The organism is Actinophytocola gossypii (assembly GCF_025165815.1).
Taxonomy (GTDB): domain Bacteria; phylum Actinomycetota; class Actinomycetes; order Mycobacteriales; family Pseudonocardiaceae; genus Actinophytocola; species Actinophytocola gossypii.
The window spans coordinates 208301-229073 of the sequence record NZ_JAFFZE010000019.1 but is presented as its reverse complement, the minus strand read 5'-3'; the positions used below and the strand labels follow the sequence as shown (position 1 = coordinate 229073).

Sequence of the window (20773 nt, the reverse complement as noted above, 5' to 3'; positions counted from 1 at the left end):
CCCCGCCCCCCGGTGCACCGCGGGGGCGGGGGGGGCCCGGGCCCGCCCCCCCACGGCCGGAAACTCACCCCTCCCGGGCGGTGCTGCCCAGGCGGGTCCGCAGCGTCGTCATCGCCTTGCTGGCCTGGCTCTTCACCGTGCCCCGGCTGATGCCGAGCACGTCCGCGATCTCCACCTCCGACAGGTCCTCGTAGTACCTCAGTACGACCACCGCGCGTTGCCGTGGGGGCAGGCCGCGCAGGGCAGCCCACAGCGGCTCGTCCTCGAACGGATCCCGGTCGACGGTGCCGCCCGGGTCGGGCAGCTCCGCGACCAGGTTCTCCCGCCGCATCCGCCGCCACCGGCTGACGTGGCTGTTCGCCATCGCCCGGCGGGTGTAGGCGACCGGGTCGCCGGTGTGGCGTACCACCGACGACCAGCGGGCGCCGACCTTCTCCAGCGCGGTCTGCACCAGGTCCGCCGCGTCGTGCGGGTTGCCGGCGAGCAGGTGCCCGTAGCGCAGCAGCCCCGGTAGCGCGTCGCGGACGAACTCGGCGAACTCGTCTGCGCCGCGCATCACATCGCCAGCATGCAGTCGGACTTGCTGGAGTCCAGCCGCAGCTCCGCGACCACGAAGGTGTCCGGAACCGGCTCGTGCAGCGGAGGTTCTTCGACGGTGAGGAACGAATAGAACGCGTCCGTCCCCTCGGTGGCCGATCCGCTCACCCCGTGGCGGTAGTCCGACACCCCCGGGTAGGTCGCGCGGACCTCGCCGACCGTGTCGCCGGCGCCGATGCCCTCCGGGGTGCGCACCCGCTCCGGCACCCGCAGCGAGACGACCCCGAACTTCTCCGAGACGACCACCGTGCCGCCGCCCCTGATCAGGTACCGCGAGCAGTCGAACTCGCCCCATTCCAGGGTGAGCAGGTCGGTGGCCAGGGCGTCGTCGCCACTCATGCCGAGCTCGAACGGGCCGTAGCCGGTGTGGGTGAGGACGGCGTCGGTGAGCGACGGCGGTACGTCCTTCCGCTCCCGTTCCTTCTTCTCGCCCGTCGGCGGCGGGTCGCTCTCCACCGAGGGCGGGGACGAGTGGCTGGTCACGGCCGACGTGCTGGTCGCGGGCGGCCTGGAGGTCGTCGTGGCGGTCGAGGTCGTCGGGGTGACGATCGGGGCGTCGGCGGTCGTCTCGGCGGGCGGGAGCGACCGGTTGGTGCTGTGCGTCGCGAGCGCGACGCCGCCGCTGACCAGCACGGCCACCGCCACCGCGCCCGCGGTGACGGCCAGCCGCCGGTTGCGCCGGATCCGCCGGGCCCCGGCCACGATCGTGGCTTCGGCGCCGGGCCGGACCGGGATGTCGAGGCGCTCGTCGGCGAAGAGCTGACGCAGCTCGTCGTTCAGGTCCATCACGCACCCCCCACCAGCGCGCCGAGCCGCGACCGCAGCGTGGCCCTGGCCTTGCTGGCCTGGCTCTTCACCGTGCCCCGGCTGACCCCCAGGACAGTCGCGATCTCGGCCTCGGACAGCTCCTCGAAGTACCGCAGCACGACCACCGCCCGCTGCTGCGGCGGAAGCCCGCGCAGCGCCGTCCAGAGCGGCTCGTGGTCGAACGGGTCCGGATCGCGGACCACCCGCACGTCCGGGATGTCGGCCAGCAGGTCCCCCTGTCGCGTCCGCCGCCACCCGCTGACGTGGCAGTTGGCCATCTCCCGGCGGATGTAGGCGAGCGGGTCGGTGATCCGCCGCACGGCGCCCCAGCGGGCGCCCATCTTCTCCAGCACCGTCTGCGTCAGGTCCGCCGCGTCGTGCGGGTTCCCGGTGAGCAGGTGCGCGTATCTCAGCAGGCCGGGCAGTGCCGCCCGGACGAAGTCGGTGAAGTCGTCCACCCCGTTGATTCCCTTCCCCAGTCACGTGCCAGTGGTTGAAGCACGCTGGGAAGGCGCGGGGGGTTGCCGACCGGTTGCTCGGCTGCCGCCACGTGTCGGATTCGTGATCCAGTGGTTGCGCGGGGCGGCCGTCAGCCGCCGGCGGCCAACTCCGGGGGCAGGTGGAACGAACCGTCCGCCGCCGGCGGGAACGGGTGGGTGGACACCACGGCCGCCGGGTCGATCGGGCCGTATACGTGTGGGAACCGGACGCCGCCCGGGTCCGGCGGGTCCCCCTCCTCCCAGCGCACCGGCACGGTCAGCCTGGCCGGGTCGACGCGCAGCAGGAGCAGGTCGGTTCGCCCCCGGAAGAGGCGGTCCGCCGGCAGGTGAACGGTGCCGGGGTCGGCGAAGTGCACGAAGCCGACGGTGTCCAGGGACTCCGGGCGGTACGGCTCGCCGGGCGTCCAGTCACCGGCGCGGCAGATGTGCAGGATCACCGGATGGTGACCTGGCGGCCGATCAGCCCGTCGCGGGCACGGCGCTCCTCGCCGGTCAGTGGGGTGTCCTCGAGCGAGGCGAGTGCCTGATCCAGCCGGGTGCCCAGCTCCGCGGCCGGCTCGGTCCACTCCCGGGCGTGCGACTCCTGGTCGAGGTCCCAGACCGGCACCAGCAGGCCGTGCGCGCGGAACGAGCCCGCGTACCGGGAGCCCTCGCCGAGGCTCAGCTCACCCTTCGCGGACAGCCTGGCCAGCGCGAGCAGCAGTTGCTCCTCCGGCTCCGGGCGGACCCAGCGCAGGTGCGCGCGCTCGCCGGCGTCGACCCAGTACGCGGCCGGGCCGATCCGCTCGGTCGGCATGATCGCCTGGTTCGCGCGTTCCAGGGACAGCGCCACCTCGCCGGTCGGCTCCTCGCCCTCGGGCAGCCACCAGGAGAAGTCCGGGTGCAGGGTCGGCTCGATCGGCGCGGCCGGGTCGACCAGGTCCTGGAAGCGCTCGCGCTCGGGGGACTCGTCGGTCTCCGGGCCGACGACCGGGAGCACCGCACCCGGCTCGGCCTCCAGCGCCCAGCGCAGCGCCCTGGCCATGTCGCGGCTGACGTCGCTGGAGCGGGTCTGCACCTGCAGGCCGATGAGCGCCGACCCGTCCGCGCGGACCAGGGCGGCCGAGGCCATCGGCAGCACGGTGGCCAGCGTGACCTCACGGTCCGCCGTTTTGGCGAGCGTCAGCGGGGCGGTGGCCGATGGCACGAACTCGCGCAGCGCGATCAGCTCGCACTCGCCGGCCAGGCCGGCCAGCGGGCGCGCGACGGGCAGCTCGACCGGGCCGCCGGAGACGCCGTGGCAGGCCTTGTAGCGCTTGCCGGAGCCGCAGGGGCAGGGCTGGCGCGGGTTGGGGCCGTCGGTCTTGCGCTGCTTCACGGCGGTTCGCTTGGCCATGGTGCGAGACGCTACCGGGTGAGTGGGTCGGGTTTCAGCCCGGTGGTGAAGACCCGCGCGGAACGCTGCGCACGTTTCGAGAGCACGATCACGAGCGAGAAGTTGACCGAGTCGGCACGAACCAACGCTGTCCGAGGCACGAGGGCGTCCTGGGCAGGTGCGCGTCGGCCGTCGGCACCCGGCACACCGCACCAGCGGCCCGAGCCGCGCACGCAGGAACTCGTCGAAACCACACCCTCGGATGTGCACCACCCGACCTGTTGAGGCGGAGTCGTGCACGGCCAGAGTTTCGTGCCACAGGCAACCCTGGAGAGCGCGTGCGGCGTCGTGAGCTAGTTGGAGAGGTGAACGGTGAGGTGTCGCCTTGTCGCGTGGAGGGTTGATGAAACACAAACGAGCTCGGTTGGGCCTGCTCGTGGCCGTCGTGGCCGCGGGTGTGGTCGTGCCGCCTGCCGGCGCGCTGCCCGGTGCTGTCGCGGTGCCGGGCGGCCCGACGGTCACGTTGCTGACCGGGGACACGGTGACCGTCGTCGGTGGGATGCGGGAGGTGAGCGTGCGGGCTGGCGCGGGTCGCGAGCACGTCACGTTCTTTACCGAGAAGGACGAGCGCGGTGACGTGCACGTCGTGCCGGAGGACGCGGTTTCCCTACTGACACGGGGAAAGCTCGATCCACGCCTGTTCAACGTCACGGAGCTGGTCCGCTCGGGCTACGACGACCGGTCGCGGCTTCCGCTGATCGTCGACCACACCGGGCCGATGCCGCGCGACGCGGGCACACGGGTCAGCCGGGAACTGTCCGTCGTGGGCGCGACGGCCGTCTCGGTCGAGCGGTCCGGCGCGTACTGGTCGACCGCGCGGCGGGCCGAGCACGTCTGGCTCGACGGCAAGGTCCGGGCGACCCTCGACCACTCGGTTCCGCAGATCGGCGCGCCCGATGCCTGGAACGCCGGACACACCGGCGCCGGGGCGACGGTCGCGGTACTCGACACCGGAGTCGACACCACGCACCCTGATCTTGCCGACGCGGTCGTGGACGCCCGGAACTTCACCGACAGCGACAGCACCGACGACCGCAGTGGACACGGCACACACGTCGCCTCGACGATCACCGGCAACGGTGACAGGTACCGGGGCGTCGCGCCGGATGCCAAGCTCCTCAACGGAAAGGTGCTGAGCGACAACGGGTACGGCCTCGAGTCCTGGGTGATCGCCGGCATGGAATGGGCAGCCGCCAGCGGCGCTGATGTCGTCAATCTGAGCCTCGGCAGCCCGCTCCCGAGTGACGGCACCAGTCCGCAGGAACAGGCGGTCAACCGGATCACCGCGGAGACCGGGACGTTGTTCGTGATCGCCGCTGGCAACTCGGGGCCCACCGCCGGGTGGATCGGTTCGCCCGGCGCCGCGGACGCCGCGTTGACCGTCGGCGCGGTCGACCGGAACGACGAGCTCGCCGGGTTCTCCAGCCGCGGGCCGAGGGTGGGCGACAGCGCGATCAAGCCGGACATCACCGCGCCGGGCGTGGACATCGTCGCGGCACGGGCGGCGAATGGTCAGGAGGGCGAACCCGGCGACAGCCACGTCGCGATGTCCGGCACGTCGATGGCCGCCCCGCACGTGGCCGGCTCGGCGGCGATCGTTGCCGCCCAGCACCCGGACTGGACCGCCGAGCAGCTGAAGGCGTCCCTCATGGGCAGCGCGAAGCCGAAGGACGGGCTGACGGTGTTCGACCAGGGCGCCGGTCGGGTCGACGTGGCCAAGGCCACGGCGGCGACAGTGTTCACCGAGGAGGGAAGCCTCAGCTTCGGGCTCGTCCGTTGGCCGCACACCGACGACCAGCCGATCACGAAGACCCTCACCTACGCCAACACCGGCGGTGCGCCGGTCACGCTCGACCTCACGGCCAGGATCGTCGGCCAGGACGGATCCCTTGCCCCGCAGAAGATGTTCACGATCACACCGACTCGGCTGACCCTGCCGGCCGGTGGTGAGGCGAGCGCGACCGTCACCGCCGACACGAGGGTCGACGGGCCCTACGGCGTCTTCCAGGGTGCGATCACCGCGACGGGTGAGGGCGAATCGGTGCGTACGCCGATCGCCATCGACCGTGAGATCGAGAGCTACGACGTGACGCTGAAGGGCATCGACCACAGCGGCGCACCCGCGGACCACTACAGCTACCGGTTCGTGCCGGTGGCCCAGCCCGACAGGTACCACCCGTACGTGTACAAGCCGCTGGGTGCGGTGTCCGGCGAGGTCACCCTGCGGCTGCCGGCGGGTGAGTACTCGTACAACGCCACCGTGCAGCAACAGGTGGGCGAGGACTATCGCAACGCGGTGTTCGCCGAGCCCGCGTTCGTCGTCTCCGAGGACACCGACGTGGTCCTCGACGCACGTGAGGCCAGGCCGGCAGACTTCACGGTGGACAACCCGACCGCGAGGCCGAACGGCGGCTTCTTCGAGCTGGGGCGCAAGAACGAATGGGGGGAGCTACCAGCGTCCGTCTACTGGCCCGCCGACGGCTCCACGACCCTGAAACCGTCGACCACCAGCAGCGACGACTACAGGTTCACAGCGGAAGCCACGCTGATGAAGTGGAACGGTCAGTCGTTCGAGGGCACGCCCTACTTCTACCGCGTGCGGCACACCGACAACGCCGTTCCGCAGACGCTGCGGTGGCACTTCCCGGACCGGGACCTCGCGAAGGTGCGCAACGAGCTGGCCGCCACCGTGCCGGGTAGCGTCGGCGGACTCCTCGGCGAGAACGTCCCCCTGCCGAGCACACTGATCGGGTACTACACCGCCGGCGTGCCATGGGCGCAGATGGAGTTCGTGGAGTGGGCGCCCGGGCCGGACGGCGAGCGGGTGCCGGTGTCGGCCAGTAGGCAGGTCGAGCCGGTGACGTTCCAGTGTGGTCGAACCACCACTGTTCGATGGGGAGTAGGTGTGTTCGGGCCGGCGATGGCCGGACCCGGCACCGACATCGCGGGCCGGTTCGAGAACGTGGTGTGGATCGACCTGCCGATGGTGGTCGACCAGGGCCGCGGCCGGATGGGTCACGTGGCGCAGGAGGGCACCACGACACTGCTACGCGACGGTGAGGTCATCGCCGACTCGTCGATGTCGGGAGGGCCCCACATCATCGATCCTGTGGACGTCGGACCGGAGCGCGCGGAGTACACCGTGCGCGCGTCGGCCGACCGGTCCGCCCTCGCCCGGCTGTCCACCCAGATCAGTTCAGAGTGGACGTTCGTCTCGGAGCACGTCGCCGAGGCGACGGTTCCCTTGCCGCTGCTCACGTTGCGGTACGCACCGAACCTGGACGACCACAACGCCGCGCCAGCCGGGAAGCGGTTCTCGATCCCGGTGTACGTGCAGCGCAACGGGAGTGCGGGTTCCGTCCGGACGAACAAGCCCGCCGTCGAGGTCTCCTACGACGACGGCTCGACGTGGGGGTCGGCGGCGGTGGAACCCGACGGCGGCGATTGGAGGGCCACGGTCGACCACCCGGCCGGCGCGGAGTTCGTGTCGTTGCGTTCGCGCGTGACCGACAACGACGGCAACAAGCACCGCCAGACGATCATCCGGGCGTACGCGCTGCGCTGACCGCGGAGAAGGGTCCCTTCACGGCAGCAGCGAAGGGACCCTTCACTGCGTGGTGGTCCTGCGGGTGTGTTCGATCTCTCCACCCATCCCGGGGCGGGACGGTCAACGGGTCAACTGGCCGCGTGCGGTGGCCGGGGAGTTGGTCGCCATCCAGGTCACGCCGAGCCGCCGGCACAGGTCGATGTCGGCCGGATCGTCGACGGTCCAGGTGTAGATCCGGTGGCCGAACGTGGCCGCGCGGGCGACGTAGTCCGGGTCGGCGCGCAGCAGGTGGATGCCGGGGCCGGCGTAGTCGGCGGAGCGCGGCAGGGTGCCGTCCCAGCGGACGGCGTTGAGCTGGTCGAGCAGCAGGACGGTCGGCAGGGTGGTGGAGTGCTGCCGGACCCGGCGCACGGCCATCGCGGAGAAGGACATCATCACGATCCGGGAGTCGTCCTTGGTTCTCGGGCTGGCGAGGCCGTAGCGGCGCAGCAGCGCGACGAGCTTGGCCTCGACCAGGCCGCCGTACCGCACCGGGTGTTTGGTCTCGACGAACAGCCGGGTGCCCGGGTGGTCGACGACGAGGTCGAGCAGGGACTCCAGGGTGAGCACGCCGGGGTCGTGCTCGTCGGGGACCCAGGCCGGCGCGTGCACCAGGTCGTCGGCGTGCTCGGGCATGCCAGGGTGCCACCGGGTGTAATCCAGCTCGGCCATCCGGGCGAGGGTGAGCGTGGAGACGGCGCCACGCCCGGTGGAGGTGCGGTCGACCGTGCGGTCGTGCACGCACACCAGGTGCCCGTCGCGGGTGAGTCGGACGTCGCACTCGAGTGCGTCGGCGCCCTGATCGAGCGCGAGGGCGTACGCGGCGACCGTGTGCTCCGCACGGTGGGCGGAGGCACCCCGGTGCGCGACGACTGCGGGCTGCACGGCGCGGATCATCGCACACGCGGGTTACCGTCGCAGGGGTGTTCAATCCACACGATCCGGCGTTCCTGGCAGACCCGTACCCCGCCTTCGCGGCCCTGCGCGACGAGGGCGAGGTGCACTTCCACCCCGGGTTGGGGTTGCCGGTCGCGGTGTCCCACGCGGCGTGCTCGGCGGTGCTGCGCGACCGGGCGGCCGGCCGCCTGTGGACGGACGCGACGCCGTTGGGGTCGTTCGAGGCGTTCAACCTGCTGCACCGGAACTCGCTGCTGGAGAGCGAGCCGCCCCGGCACACCCGGTTGCGTCGGCTGATCTCCTCGGCGTTCGCCCGAGGCCACACGTCGAGGCTGACCCCGTGGGTGAACGGTCTTGCGGAGTCCCTGGTGTCGTCCCTGGCGGCGGCGATCGACCGGGACGGCTCGGCCGACCTGCTGACGCACCTGGCGGCGCCACTGCCGGTGGAGGTGATCGCCGAGCTGCTCGGGGTGCCCGCGGCGGATCGCCCGCTGCTGCAACCGTGGTCGAACGCGATCGTGAAGATGTACGAGTACGGGTTGCCGGCCGACCTGGCCGCCGCCGCGGAGACGGCGTCCGGGGAGTTCGTGGCGTACCTGCGCGCGCTGGCCGCGGACCGGGCGGCGTCACCCGGTGACGACCTGGTCAGCGACCTGGTGTCGGTGCGGGACGGCTCGGATCGCTTGTCCCAGGACGAGTTGGTGGGCACGGCGGTGCTGCTGCTGATGGCCGGACACGAGGCGACGGTCAACGTGATCGGCAACGGAGTGCACGCGTTACTGCGGAACCGTGCCGAGTGGGAACGCCTGGTGTCGTCCCCGGAGCTGCTGCCCACGGCGGTGGAGGAGCTGATCCGGTACGACTCGCCGTTGCAACTGTTCGAACGAACGGCGACGGCGGACGTGGTGGTGGCGGGGTACGAGGTGCCGGCGGGCTCGAAGGTGGCGGCCCTGCTGGGGGCGGCGGCACGGGACCCGCTGGTGTTCGAGTCACCCGATCGGCTGGACGTGGGACGGTCACCCAACCCGCACCTGGGCTTCGGAGCCGGGATCCACTACTGCGTCGGTGCTCCGCTGGCGAGGGTGGAGGTCGCGGCCGCCCTGTCCGCGCTGACGACGAGGCTCCCCGACCTACACCTGGCCGCCGAACCGGAACGACGCGGGGAGTTCGTGATCCGCGGCTTCCGCACCCTCCCGGTGACGGTTCGCCGGTAGGGGATTTCGTGGAGGTCGTGGCGTCGGGGAGGTAGTCAGTGGGTTGTGGCGGCCTACGACGAGATCGCGGACTGGTACGAGGCGGAGTTCCTTGACCGGCCCGGTGACCACGGAACCGGCGATGTCCTGCGCGACCTGCTCGGTGCGGGCACCGGGCTCTGTCTGGAGGTCGGGTGCGGCACCGGGGTGCACGCTCGGCTGCTCCGGGAGCTGGGGTGGACGCCGGTCGGTGTGGACCTGTCGGCGGGGATGCTGCGGTACGCCGCCGAACGGCTGCCGGTGGTTCGGGGGGACGCCGCGCGGCTGGCCGTACGGGACTCGTCGGTGCTCGCGGTCGTCTCGGTGATGGTGCACACGGACATGCCCGCGTACCCGGACGTGCTTCGTGAGGTGGCGCGGGTTCTGGCGCCGGGTGGGGTGTTCGTCCATGTCGGCGTGCATCCGTGTTTCTGCGGCGGGTTCGCCGACCGCACGGACCCGGACGCGGTGGTGATCCGGCCCGGCTACCGGGATGGCCACTGGACCACGGAGTCCTGGACCGACCAGGGGCTTCGGGACAAGGTGGGGGCCACGCATCTGCCTCTGCCCGGCCTGTTGAACGCTTTCCTCGACGCGGGGCTCGTGCCCGAGCGGTTCGCCGAGGGGTCGGGGGTGACGCCGGTCGTGCTGGGGGTGCGGTCAGCGGCGGGACGGGGTGGTGCGGACCCGGCGTAGTTCCGGGGCCGGTGCGTCGATCACGCGGATGACGCGCAGGTGCCGCATGCGCTCCGGGTCGATCGGGGCGAGCAGCGTGGACACCCGGCGGATGGTGAGCGCCGTGAGGACCGCGACGGCCACGGCGGCCAGGTCGGTCGCCGCGGTGAGGAGGACGCCGTCGGCCTGGGCCTGGACGCCGTCGCGGAAGCGCCAGGCGATGGTGGTGCCGAACAGCACTCCACTGACCACCCAGGCCGCCCACCAGACCGCGGTCGCGCGGGTTGGGCGGGGGCGGCGGCCCGCTGGACGGTGCAGGGCCTGGTGCTCCAGCTCGGCCAGGAACACGCCGGCCATCGCCAGGTTGACGCCGGGGATCGCCAGGTACACCAGGACCTGCCAGGTCGGCCTCGGCAGGCCCTGGTCGGCTGAGTCGGCCGCGGCTTGGCGCGCGAGGACCAGCCACCACACCGTGACGATCGCGGTCAGGACCGCGAAGGCCAGGGCCAGCACGGCCGCCACGGTGACCACGGTGTCGGACATCGCCACCAGCCGGTCGGACAGCGCACCCTGACGGCTGCGCACCAGCAGCACGTACCGCCACACCTCACCGCCCGCCGCCAGCAGGGTGAGCGCGGCGACGGTCCACATCATCGCGGCGGCGTGGCCGCCGACCGAGCGCACGCGCTCGACGGTGACGGGGTACGCGGCGACGGTGTTCGCGCCGGGGACGGCGGTCGGCCAGCGCCAGGCCAGTGCGGGGAAGCCCCAGCGCGGGGTGCCCTGGTAGGACGGCGGGCCGAGGTAGGGCAGCCGTCGGCGGGGCGCGCGTCCGCGGACGCCACCCGGAACCGACGCGACCCACCTCGTCATCTCAGATGACCTGGGGGTCGGTGCCGGGGGTGTCGGTGGTGAGCGGGCGGCCGGCCGCCTGCCAGGACTGCATGCCGCCGTCGACGTTGCGGGCGTCCCAGCCGTTGGCGTTGAGGTACTGGGTGACCCGCGCGGACCGGCCGCCGGACCGGCAGATGACGAGCACGTCGCGGTCCTCCGGCAGGTCGCCGAGGCGGCCGGCCAGCTCGCTCATCGGGATGTGCAGCGCCTGCGGGGCGTGGCCGGCGTCCCATTCGTCCTGCTCGCGGACGTCGAGCAGGGTGGTGTCGGCGGGGATCTCGGCGGGCAGCTCTGGCACGCCCACGGAGGGCACCTGCGATGGCATCACGCCACGATGCTGCCACGCCCGGCCGTAGGACGCCCGTGAGCTACCCGACGGCGGCCAGTTCGCGGCCGACGCTGGCCAGTTCGTCGACGGTGAGCGGAAGGCGGCCGCTGCCGACCTCCGCCCGGACACCGCCGCCGGGCGATTCGACGGTCCTGAACTCGGTGGAGCCGGCGGAGGTGACGACGTAGAGGCGGCCGCCGGGGCGGTAGACGCGCAGGTGCTGCAACGGCCTCTTCGAGTCGGTCCGGTCCGGCGGGTAGAGCTGCAGGACGGTGCCGTCGGCGAGGACGGTGCGGGACGGGCCCGCGCAGTTGTCGTAGACGCTCGCGTCGTCGTCGGCCTGCTGGGTCGGGGTGCCGCTGTAGTGGGTGACCCGCAGCTGGACGCTGCCGCGAGCCTCACCCATCGAGACGGCGACCTTGACGTGGCCGATCGCGGGCTTCTCCAACGCTGAGCTGACGTAGGCCCGCTCGCCTCCGTCGACCGTGTCGATCGCGTCGAGCAGCAGCGTCTGTGCCTCCTCCGGCGTGGGCAGTGGCTGGTCGGCGGAACGGCCGGAACTGCCCTTCGGGGTGCACGGTGGGGTCACCTCGACCCAGATCCAGCCGTCGATCGGGGTCTCGGGCGGCGGGGCCGTCGCGGTCTCGACCTCCTGGGTCGGGGCGGTGAGCAGGGCGGTGCCGACGCCGATGCCGGTCACCACCGCGACCACGGCGGCCACCGCCCCGGCGCGGTGGACGAACGCGCGGCGCCGGCCGCGGCGGATGACGTCCTCGACGGTGGTGGTCGCCGGCGGGAGGGGGGCGTCGGCGAGGGCGCGGAGGGCTTGGGTCTCGTCGGACATCAGCGGTTTCCTGTGGTTGCCGGGTCGAGGTTGGCGCGGAGGGTGGCGAGGCCGCGGGCGGCCTGGCTCTTGACCGTGCCGGCGGAGCAGCCGAGGATCTCGGCGACCTGGTCGATGGACAGGTCGGCGACGTAGCGGAGCACCAGCACGGCTCGCTGACCCGGTGGGACGGTCATCAGCGCGGCCTGCATGGCGAGGCGGTCGTGCGAGCTGTGGTCGGGCGGAACCGCCTGGTCGGGCACGTCCGCAAACGCTTGCTCCCTGGCCCGCGCCCGGCGCTTGGTGTCCAGGAAGACCCTGGTGACGACGGTCCGCAGGTAGGCATCAACGGTGTCCAGCCGGATCTTCGCCCACCGCGCGTACACCCGGACGAACGCGTTCTGCGTGATCTCCTCCGCGTCCACCCAGCTCCCGCACATGGCGTAGGCGACCCGCCGGGTGGCGTCGAAGCGAGCCGAGAAGAAGTCGGCGAACTCCTGGTCCCGCGCCCGCACCAGCACACCTCCCCTGCCGTCCACCCTTCTACGCGGACGTCCCCCCGGAGGTTGCACGGCGGGCGTTGAAGCGCGCCTTCTTCTGCCGGTTCCCGCACGTGTTCATGTCGCACCATCTGCGAGTGCGGCTCTGGCTGACGTCGAAGAAGGCGGCCCGACAGGTCGGCGACGCGCACAGGGCCAGCTTCCCGTCCCGTTCGCCCGAGATGATGCCGATCGCGTCGGCGGCGATCACGCCGAGGGCGTCTTCCACGCGGGAAGCCGAGCTGAGCCGCCATCGCCGTTCGCCATCGGGCGTCAGGATCGCCGCGGCCCGGCCCTGCTCGCTGCGGTCGTTGATGACCTGGACAGCGGGCGCGGGGAGCGCGTCCCGGGTCGCGGCCGCCGTCGCGGCGGCGTGGATCGACTCCCTCAGCTCCCGGGCGAGGTCGAGCTGGGCAGGGGTGCAGGAGTCGACGGCGAGGCCGTTCACCACCAGCCAGTCGACGAGTCGCCCCGGCGTGGGAATGCGCTCCACAGCGTCGCCATGACGCTCCGACAGAGTCCCCGTGAAGCTGGTCGCCAGCACGCTGCCGAGGCGGAAGTCAGGGAACCCGGCCGGCACGGAACCACCTTAGCAGGTTGCCAGCAGACGTCGTGCCCTGTTAGAACCGTCTTAGCCGGTTCGCATGACCAGGAGGTTCCATGCCAAGCCCAGTGCGGGCGTTCGAAGCCCACGCGACCGACGCCGACCTCGACGACCTGCGCGCGCGGCTGGCGGCCGCGCGGCTTCCGGAGGCCGAGACGGTCCGCGGCCCTCGCCGATGGGACCAGGGCGTTCCACTCGCCGACCTCGTCGACGTCGTGCACTACTGGCGCACCGAGTACGACTGGCGGCCGTTCGAAGAGCGCCTCGACCGCATCGGCCAGTTCCGCACGACCATCGACGATCTGGGAATCCACTTCCTGCACCGCCGATCCCCGCGCGCGGACGCCACGCCGCTGCTCCTGACGCACGGCTGGCCGGACAGCATCGTCCGGTTCGTCGACGTCATCGACGAGCTGGCCGATCCGGAGGACGCTGACGCGCCGGCGTTCCACGTCGTGGCCCCGTCGCTACCGGGCTTCGGGTACAGCGACAAGCCGGCCACCACCGGGTGGGGAACCGAGAAGATCGCCGCCGCCTGGGTGGAGCTGATGGGCAGGCTCGGCTACCCCGGGTTCGCGGCCCACGGCGGTGACTGGGGAGGCAACATCACCACGGTTCTCGGCGGCCGGTTCCCGGAGCACGTTCTCGGCATCCACACCACGTTCGCGGAGGCACCGCCCGGGTTGTCGACGGACGGGCTGACGGCGACCGAGCGCGAGTGGATCCGGGAAACCCGCGATTTCTGGCGCCACCGCGCCGCGTACGCGAAGCAGCAGGCGACCCGGCCGCAGACCATCGGCTACTCGCTCGTCGACTCACCGGTCGGCCTTCTCGCCTGGATCCTGGACAAGTTCGCCGAGTGGTCGGACACCGAGGACAGCCCGTTCGAGACGATCTCCCGAGACCGCGTTCTCGACGACGTCACCCTGTACTGGCTGACCCGGACCGGCGCGTCGGCGGCCCGCATCTACTACGAGAGCCACAACTCGCTCGATCCCGACCTCCGGGTCGACGTTCCGGCGGCGATCACCATGTATCCCCGCGACGTCGAGAAGTGCCCGCGCCCCTTGGCGCGGGAGCGGTACCGGCGGATCGTCCGCTGGCGGACCCCCGAAACCGGCGGGCACTTCCCGTCGCTGGAGGTACCCGGGTACTTCGTCGAGGACCTGCGGGAGGGTCTCGCGGCAGTGCTGGCCGCGGCCCCCGCTCCCGAAGGAACGAGGGCCGCGCCGGTCGGTGGTTACTAGTGGGACGTGGCCTTCTCGGCGTGGGCGCCGGTGAGGGAGCGGACCTCCATCTCGGCGAACTTGGCCTCGTTGCGCTCCTTGGACAGGATCGTGCCGAGGTAGCCGAGGAGGAAGGACACCGGGATCGACACGATGCCGGGGTTCGACAGCGGGAACCAGTGGAAGTCCACGCCGCTGAACATCGGGTTCGCGCCGCCCGACACCGCGGGCGAGAAGATGATCAGGATGATGCACACGCTCAGGCCGCCGTAGATGCTCCACAGCGCACCGCTGGTGTTGAACCGCTTCCAGAACAGCGAGTACAGGATCGTCGGCAGGTTCGCCGACGCCGCGACCGCGAACGCCAGCGCGACCAGGAACGCGATGTTCTGGCCGTTGGCGAAGATGCCGCCGACGATCGCCACCGCGCCGATCACCAGCGCCGTCCGGCGGGCGACCTTGACCTCCTGCTCCTTGTCGTCCACCGTGCCCTTCTTGATGATGTTGGCGTACACGTCGTGGGCGAACGACGCCGACGCGGTGATCGTCAGGCCGGCGACCACCGCGAGGATCGTGGCGAACGCGACCGCGGCGATGATGCCGAGCAGCACGGTGCCGCCGAGCTCGAACGCCAGCAGCGGTGCCGCCGAGTTCTCCCCGCCGGGTGCCGCGGCGATCACGTCCGCGCCGACCAGGGCGCCGGCGCCGTAGCCGAGCACCAGGCTGAACAGGTAGAACAGGCCGATCAGCCAGATCGCCCAGACCACGGAGCGGCGCGCGTCCTTCGCGGTCGGCACGGTGTAGAAGCGCATCAGCACGTGCGGAAGGCCGGCGGTGCCGAGCACCAGGGCGAGGGACAGCGAGACGAAGTCGATCTTGGTGGTCTCCGAGGCGCCGTAGCGGCCGCCCGGTTCGAGCAGCCGGCTGCCGGCGTCGCCCGCGCGCTCCACCGCGCCGCCGAGCACGCTGGACAGGTTGAAGCCGAACTTGCCGAGCACCCACAGGGTTATCACGCCGGCGCCGATGATCAGCAGCGTCGCCTTGATGATCTGCACCCAGGTGGTGCCGCGCATGCCGCCGATGATCACGTAGACGATCATGATCGCGCCGACCACCGCGATGACCAGCGACTGGCCGGCCCGGTTCTCGATACCGAGCAGCAGCGCGACCAGGCCGCCGGCGCCGGCCATCTGGGCCAGCAGGTAGAAGAAGGAGACGGCCAGCGTGGAGACGGCCGCCGCGGCCCGGACCGGACGCTGCCGCATCCGGAAGCTGAGCACGTCGCCCATCGTGTACTTGCCGGTGTTCCGCAGCAGCTCGGCGACCAGCAGCAGCGCGATCAGCCAGGCGACGAGGAACCCGATCGAGTACAGGAAGCCGTCGTACCCGGCGACCGCGATCGCGCCGGCGATGCCGAGGAACGACGCCGCCGACAGGTAGTCACCGGAGATCGCGATGCCGTTCTGCGGGCCGGTGAAGGCGTGGCCGGCGGCGTAGTAGTCGGCCGCGGTCCTCGACGAGCGACTGGCCCGGAACACGATGACCAGCGTGATCACGACGAACAGGGTGAAGATGCCGATGTTGAGGGCGGGATTGCTGCCCTCGATTCCCTGGGCGAGGTTCACTTGTCGTCTCCCTCGATGTCCGCGCGGATCTTGTCGGCGACCGGGTCGAGGTGCCGGTTCGCGTGTCGCACGTAGAGGCTGGTGATCAGGAACGTGGACACGAACTGGAGCAGGCCGAAGATCAGGCCGATGTTGATGTTGCCGACGACCTTGGTCGACATGAAGTCGTGCGCGTAGGCGGAGAGCAGGACGTACAGCAGGTACCAGACGAGGAACGCGACGGTCATCGGGAAGACGAAGCCGCGCAGCCGTTTGCGGAGCTGACGGAACTCAGCGCTGTTCTGGATTGTCGCCCAATCGGGAGCCGTCGTCGGTGTCGGCTCCTGGTCGGTGCTACTCACAGTGCCTCCTGTGGGCCGCAGAACGGGAAAAACGTTCACTAGACCCTAGGAAGCCGGCACTGTGAGCTGAATCTCTCGCGGATCAATTCACCCGGTAGAGCGACGAACGGTCGACGAGCGGTAGCGTGGCGCGTCGAGTGGTTCAGGTCACAGTGAGGTCAACGCCTGGTGGCGCGGAGGAAGCTCACCCTTTCGGAGGACGGGAAGGCCAGAGTTCCCTCGTTCGGGGACTTCGAGTCACGCACCGCAACCGCCGGCCCAGCGAACGCGATCGCGACACAGTTTCCGTTGCTGCCGTCCTGACCGGAGCGGCCGCTGTGATCGCCTCGACAATCATGGGCGTACCGCTCGGTGATGATGCGCTCGATGTGGGCGATGGAGTCGCTGGGATTCATCGCCTCCGAGCGAACCTCTTCGAACACCAGTTTCGCGCTCGGACCTCGTCCACATCCTCGATATGCGGCCCGGTGGCGGACTCCACGTAGAGCAGCTCAAGACCGCCGAGGTCGGGAAACGACAGCAACGTGAAACGCGCCATCCATGGAGCTGTGCGTTCCGTTGCACAGCGGCAGGACCCGCACGAGTGGGCGTCTCTTCGCGCTGGTCAACCAGCTGGTCGCGGTTCGAGCCGATGGCGCTGATCTGGCCCTAGCCGCCCTCGCGCAGGGCGCGCAGGCGGTCGGCGGGTGTGCCGACGCTGTCCTCGTCGAGGTGCAGGCGCAGCATCGCCGTCCTGGACCACGACGGCGGGCGGCCGCGCAGCGACACCACGACCATCGTCGCGAACGCGAGCGGGACCGACCACGGCGCCGGCTGCGCCACCAGGATCGCCAGCCACCCGTCGAGCGGCACGCCGAACAGGGCGCACGCGATGGCCCCGGACGACGTGAACAACCCGACCAGCACGCCCGACATCGCGCCGGCGACCGTCAGCCTCGACCACCAGATGCCGAGTACCAGCAGCGGGCAGAACGTCGACGCCGCCACGGTGAAACCCCACGTCACCAGCACGCCCGCGTCCAGCCGGATCGCCGACAGCGCGAACAGGACCACCACCGCCGACACCACCAGCGGGGTGATCCGCAGCCGCACCAGCCCACCCGGCAACAGGTCGTGCGAGATCGCGCCGGACACCACCAGCACCAGGCCGAGCGACGTCGCCAGGAACGCGGCGAACGCGCCACCGGTGAGCAGCGCGGTGAACATGTCGCCGGGCCAGCCGTCGTCGACCTGCGCGGGGAGCGCGACCACGGCGGTGTCGGTGGCTCCGGACAGGTACAGCTGCGGGACGAGCACCCGGCCGAGGACGCCGTAGATCCCCGGGAACAGGTAGAACACGCTCAACAGCCCGACGGTGAACGCGGCCGTGCGGCGGGCGGCGCGACCGTCGGGGCTGGTGTGGAAGCGCATGATCACGTGCGGCAGCCCCATGGTGCCGAGCGCGAGCGCGACCACCAGCGCCCAGGTGGACAGCAGCGGGTGACCCGAGTCGCGGATGTCGAGCAGCGGGCGCTGCCACTCGTCGCCGCCGGGGCGGGCCTCGCCGGCCAGCTCCGGGACCTCGGTGCCGCGCGGGAAGACGACCGTGGTGCCCTGCGGGACGTCCCAGGTGCCCTCGACCCGGCGCTCCTCCTGTCCGATGTGGACGATCGTGGGCTCGGCGAAGTCGAGAGTGGTGCCGACGCGGAAGACCACGCGGGTGTCGTGGTCGAACTCGGTGAACTCGACCGGGTGCACGGCCTCCTGCCGGGCGGCCGGGCCGACCTGGACCAGCAGCCACACCGCGGGCACGATGAACAGCACCAGCTTGAGGAAGAACTGGAACGCCTGTACGTACGTCGCCGCACGCATCCCGCCGAGCGCGAGCGTGACCGCCACCCCGACCCCGGCGATGACCACGCCGACCCAGTACGGCGTCTCCGACACGGCGCTGAGCACCAGCCCGGCGGTGCGGAACTGCGGCACCAGGTACAGCCCGCCGATGACCAGGATGACCACCGCCGTGACCCGACGCAGCGCGGGCGAGGCGAGCCTGGCCTCGGCGAAGTCGGGCACGGTGAGCGCGCCCGACCGCCGCATCGGCGCCGCGACCAGCACGAGCATGGCGATGTACCCGGCGGTGAACCCCACCGGGTACCAGAGCGCGCCGACCCCGTCCTTGACGATCAGCCCGGCCACGCCGAGGAAACTCGCCGCCGACAGGTACTCGCCGGAGACCGCGGCCGAGTTGAGCAGCGGCGACACCCGCCGCGAGGCCACCAGGAAGTCCGACGTCGTACGCATCGCGGCCACCCCACGCAACCCGATGAGCAACGTCACCAGCACCACCGGCGCCACCGCGAACGCGATGATCACGTCGACCCCACGCAACGGGCGCGACGGGAACGTACGACTCGCGCGACGGGAAGGTACGACTCGCGCGACGGGAAGGTACGACTCGCGGGACGGGAGGGTACGACTCGCGGGGTCATGGGCGGTCTTCGGCTTGTTCGGCGCGGCGGAGCTGCCAGCCGGCGAGGAGGGTGAGGGCGGGGTAGGGCAGGACGGCCAGGGCCAGCCAGGAGACGGGGATGCCGAGGAGGCGGAGGTCGTCGAGGGCGGGGAAGAGGGCGAAGACCAGGGGGAGGCCGAGGATGCCGGTGAACAGGAGGAGGAGAGGGGCCACCGCGAGGGTGCGTTGGCGGCGGTAGAGGGTGGCGGCGCGGTCGGCGCCCGCGGGGTCGAGTTTGGGGACGCGCCAGCGGCCTCTGGCGCGGCGGCGGGAGTGGGCCAGGCGGGTTTGCGGGCTCATGACGGCTACGCGCTTGTGGCCTGGCATCAGGGGCGCCGATCCAGTTGGCCGCGTTTGGCGGCCGCCAGGAGGCGTTCCCGGAGCTCGCGGGCGTGGCGGCGGCTGACCGGGACGTCGCCGAGGTCGGTGTGGGCCAGGAGGCCGCCGACGGAGTCGCTGCGGAGTTCGCGGACGCGGTCCAGGGAGACCAGGAAGCCGCGGTGCACGCGCACGAACCCGGCGGGCTCCCAGTACTCCTCCAGGCGCGAGATCGGCATCCGGACCACGTGCACGCCGGAGGCCGTGTGCAGGCGGACGTAGTCGCCGTGCGCCTCGACGAAACTGACCTCGCCACGCCGGACGTACCTGGTGCGGCCGGCCTGCTCGACCGGCAGGGCGGCCATCGCGTCCATCGTCCTGGCCTGGACGGGCTCGGGCTGGGGGCGGTTCGCCGGGACTACCCGGCCGATCCGGGCCAGGGCGTCGGACAGGCGTTCGGCGCGGACCGGCTTGAGCAGGTAGTCGACCGCGCCGATGCCGAACGCGGCCACGGCGTGCTGCTCGTAGGCGGTGACGAACACGATCGCCGGGGGCTCGGACAGCTTCGCCAGCAGGGACGCCAGCTCCAGGCCGTCCAGGCCGGGCATCGAGATGTCCAGGAACACCGCGTCGAACCGGCCGTTCTGGATCATCCGCAGCGCCGACAGCGGGTCGCCGGCCGCGGCGACCTCGCCGACCTCCTGCGCCTCGCGCAGCAGGCGGCACAGTTCGTCGAGCGCGGGCGGCACGTCGTCGACGGCCAGCACACGCAGGCCCGTCATCCCGGCATCACCCCCGGCTGGAACCGCGGGATCCGCACCACCACGCGGGTGCCCTCCCCCGGCCCGGTCTCCACCACCAGCCCGTACCAGGGGCCGTAGACGTGGCGCAACCGGCGGTCCACATTGGCCAGGCCGACGCTGTCCGAGCCGCCGCGGCCGGCCAGGATCTCCTCGGCCAGCGCGGGATCCATGCCCAGGCCGTCGTCCTCGACGCTGATCACGCAGTCGTTGCCCTCGGCCTCGCCGCGCACGGTGACGTGCCCGGTGCCGGTACGCGGCTCGATGCCGTGCCGGATCGCGTTCTCCACCAGCGGTTGCAGCACCAGGTACGGCACCGCGACGGCCAGCACCTCCGGCGCGACCCGCACCTGCACGGCCAGCCGCTCACCCAGCACCGCGCGCTGCAACGCCAGGTAGGTCTCGATGGCGTGGAACTCGTCGGCGACCGTGGTGTACTCGCCGTGCCTGGCCAGGCTGTAGCGGATGTAGTCGGCGAAGTCGATCATCAGCTCGCGGGAGCGGTCCGGCTCGGAGCTGACCAGCGCGGAGATCACGGTCAGCGCGTTGTACACGAAGTGCGGGGAGATCTCCGCCCGCAGCGCCCGCAGCTCGGCCTGGGCGGCCTGCTCGGCCGACGCCTCCAGCCTGCCGCGCTCCAGCGCCTCGACGACCCACGCCGCCGCCTCCCGCACCGCCGACCGCCGCGCGTTGCCGAACACCACCAGCACGCCGGCCAGCTCGTGGTGCACGTGCAGCGGCAGCGCCAGCAGCGGCGGCCGGCCGCCCTTGGACTCCGAGTGCAGCACCTGCTCGACCAGCGCGTTCGCCGCCTCCGCGCCCTCCCCCGGCGGCGGCGCGGGCGCCCACACCGGGCGGCCGGACAGGTCCGCGAGGCCGACGCAGTCGACGTCGAGCAGTCGCCGGACCCCGCGCGCGGCCGCCCGGGCGCCGGACCCGGCGAGACCGTCCCGCAGCTCGTCGGCGATGTGCCGGGCGGCCGCCAGCACCGCGACCGGATCCGTGCGCGCCCAAGGCCTCCTGGACCGGGCCGGCGCCGTATCGGGCGCTCGACCGGCGGACACCGCCATCAGCGC

General features: G+C 71.8%; 22 protein-coding genes. 4 read left to right on the top strand and 18 right to left on the bottom strand.

Translation table 11 applies throughout. The features are described 5' to 3' along the window. Positions 1–64: 64 nt before the first annotated feature. From JT362_RS26405 to JT362_RS26385, 5 genes are all read right to left on the bottom strand, one after another. Positions 65–556 (bottom strand): SigE family RNA polymerase sigma factor, encoded by a 492-nt coding sequence (locus JT362_RS26405; protein WP_260194475.1) that lies wholly within the window; start codon positions 554–556, stop codon positions 65–67. Next, the gene (locus JT362_RS26400) at positions 556–1383 is read right to left on the bottom strand and encodes a hypothetical protein (protein WP_260194448.1); all 828 of its coding nucleotides are present in this window, start codon (positions 1381–1383) and stop codon (positions 556–558) included. The genes JT362_RS26405 and JT362_RS26400 overlap by 1 nt, the downstream gene beginning before the upstream one ends. After that, positions 1383–1862, bottom strand: coding sequence for a SigE family RNA polymerase sigma factor (locus tag JT362_RS26395; RefSeq protein WP_375546562.1), 480 nt, complete (start codon positions 1860–1862; stop codon positions 1383–1385). The genes JT362_RS26400 and JT362_RS26395 overlap by 1 nt, the downstream gene beginning before the upstream one ends. A 131-nt stretch (positions 1863–1993) precedes the next feature. Next, positions 1994–2341, bottom strand: coding sequence for a DUF952 domain-containing protein (locus JT362_RS26390; protein ID WP_260194447.1), 348 nt, complete (start codon positions 2339–2341; stop codon positions 1994–1996). Further along, entirely contained in the window at positions 2338–3279 is a 942-nt protein-coding gene (locus JT362_RS26385) for a DUF5926 family protein (RefSeq protein ID WP_260194446.1), read from the bottom strand. The genes JT362_RS26390 and JT362_RS26385 overlap by 4 nt, the downstream gene beginning before the upstream one ends. A 382-nt stretch (positions 3280–3661) precedes the next feature. Between JT362_RS26385 and JT362_RS26380 the strand changes: the two genes are divergently transcribed. Beyond that, positions 3662–6883: a S8 family peptidase gene (locus JT362_RS26380; protein WP_260194445.1), complete on the top strand. Its 3222-nt coding sequence runs from the start codon at positions 3662–3664 to the stop codon at positions 6881–6883. A gap of 102 nt (positions 6884–6985) precedes the next feature. On the opposite strand, the gene JT362_RS26375 is transcribed toward JT362_RS26380, so the two are convergent. Beyond that, positions 6986–7789: a glycerophosphodiester phosphodiesterase family protein gene (locus tag JT362_RS26375; RefSeq protein WP_260194444.1), complete on the bottom strand. Its 804-nt coding sequence runs from the start codon at positions 7787–7789 to the stop codon at positions 6986–6988. Between the two features lie 38 nt (positions 7790–7827). On the opposite strand from JT362_RS26375, the gene JT362_RS26370 reads away from it, so the two are divergent. Next, on the top strand, positions 7828–9015 hold the full coding sequence (locus tag JT362_RS26370; RefSeq protein WP_260194443.1) for a cytochrome P450: 1188 nt from the start codon (positions 7828–7830) through the stop codon (positions 9013–9015). A gap of 45 nt (positions 9016–9060) precedes the next feature. Further along, positions 9061–9729, top strand: a complete 669-nt coding sequence (locus JT362_RS26365) for a class I SAM-dependent methyltransferase (protein ID WP_260194442.1) — start codon at positions 9061–9063, stop codon at positions 9727–9729. Here the strand turns inward: JT362_RS26365 and JT362_RS26360 are convergent. The 5 genes from JT362_RS26360 to JT362_RS26340 are packed head-to-tail and all read right to left on the bottom strand — an operon-like array spanning position 9694 to position 12872. After that, on the bottom strand, positions 9694–10581 hold the full coding sequence (locus JT362_RS26360; protein ID WP_260194441.1) for a DUF4328 domain-containing protein: 888 nt from the start codon (positions 10579–10581) through the stop codon (positions 9694–9696). The two genes, JT362_RS26365 and JT362_RS26360, sit on opposite strands and share 36 nt — an antisense overlap. Before the next feature lies 1 nt (position 10582). Continuing rightward, entirely contained in the window at positions 10583–10927 is a 345-nt protein-coding gene (locus JT362_RS26355; RefSeq protein ID WP_260194440.1) for a rhodanese-like domain-containing protein, read from the bottom strand. Between the two features lie 43 nt (positions 10928–10970). Beyond that, the gene (locus JT362_RS26350; RefSeq protein WP_260194439.1) at positions 10971–11774 is read right to left on the bottom strand and encodes a hypothetical protein; all 804 of its coding nucleotides are present in this window, start codon (positions 11772–11774) and stop codon (positions 10971–10973) included. After that, positions 11774–12268 carry a SigE family RNA polymerase sigma factor gene (locus JT362_RS26345; RefSeq protein WP_260194438.1) on the bottom strand — a complete coding sequence of 165 codons (495 nt, stop codon included), beginning with the start codon at positions 12266–12268 and terminating at the stop codon, positions 11774–11776. The genes JT362_RS26350 and JT362_RS26345 overlap by 1 nt, the downstream gene beginning before the upstream one ends. Positions 12269–12296: 28 nt before the next feature. After that, on the bottom strand, positions 12297–12872 hold the full coding sequence (locus JT362_RS26340) for a CGNR zinc finger domain-containing protein (RefSeq protein ID WP_260194437.1): 576 nt from the start codon (positions 12870–12872) through the stop codon (positions 12297–12299). An 80-nt stretch (positions 12873–12952) separates the two neighbouring features. On the opposite strand from JT362_RS26340, the gene JT362_RS26335 reads away from it, so the two are divergent. Then, positions 12953–14143, top strand: a complete 1191-nt coding sequence (locus JT362_RS26335) for an epoxide hydrolase family protein (protein ID WP_260194436.1) — start codon at positions 12953–12955, stop codon at positions 14141–14143. On the opposite strand, the gene JT362_RS26330 is transcribed toward JT362_RS26335, so the two are convergent. The 7 genes from JT362_RS26330 to JT362_RS26300 form a co-directional block, all read right to left on the bottom strand. Next, positions 14140–15747 (bottom strand): monocarboxylic acid transporter, encoded by a 1608-nt coding sequence (locus JT362_RS26330; protein WP_260194435.1) that lies wholly within the window; start codon positions 15745–15747, stop codon positions 14140–14142. The two genes, JT362_RS26335 and JT362_RS26330, sit on opposite strands and share 4 nt — an antisense overlap. Next, positions 15744–16034: a DUF485 domain-containing protein gene (locus JT362_RS26325; RefSeq protein ID WP_260194472.1), complete on the bottom strand. Its 291-nt coding sequence runs from the start codon at positions 16032–16034 to the stop codon at positions 15744–15746. Before JT362_RS26325 ends, JT362_RS26330 begins: the two co-directional genes overlap by 4 nt. Before the next feature lie 212 nt (positions 16035–16246). Then, complete coding sequence (locus JT362_RS26320) at positions 16247–16483, bottom strand: DUF397 domain-containing protein (protein WP_260194471.1); 237 nt, start codon at positions 16481–16483, stop codon at positions 16247–16249. A gap of 253 nt (positions 16484–16736) precedes the next feature. Beyond that, the gene (locus JT362_RS26315; protein WP_260194470.1) at positions 16737–18443 is read right to left on the bottom strand and encodes a sodium/solute symporter; all 1707 of its coding nucleotides are present in this window, start codon (positions 18441–18443) and stop codon (positions 16737–16739) included. Between the two features lie 112 nt (positions 18444–18555). Beyond that, positions 18556–18879, bottom strand: a complete 324-nt coding sequence (locus tag JT362_RS26310) for a hypothetical protein (RefSeq protein ID WP_375546561.1) — start codon at positions 18877–18879, stop codon at positions 18556–18558. A 26-nt stretch (positions 18880–18905) separates the two neighbouring features. Next, the gene (locus JT362_RS26305; RefSeq protein ID WP_260194432.1) at positions 18906–19679 is read right to left on the bottom strand and encodes a LytR/AlgR family response regulator transcription factor; all 774 of its coding nucleotides are present in this window, start codon (positions 19677–19679) and stop codon (positions 18906–18908) included. After that, positions 19676–20767 (bottom strand): sensor histidine kinase, encoded by a 1092-nt coding sequence (locus JT362_RS26300; protein WP_260194469.1) that lies wholly within the window; start codon positions 20765–20767, stop codon positions 19676–19678. The genes JT362_RS26305 and JT362_RS26300 overlap by 4 nt, the downstream gene beginning before the upstream one ends. Positions 20768–20773: the final 6 nt, after the last annotated feature.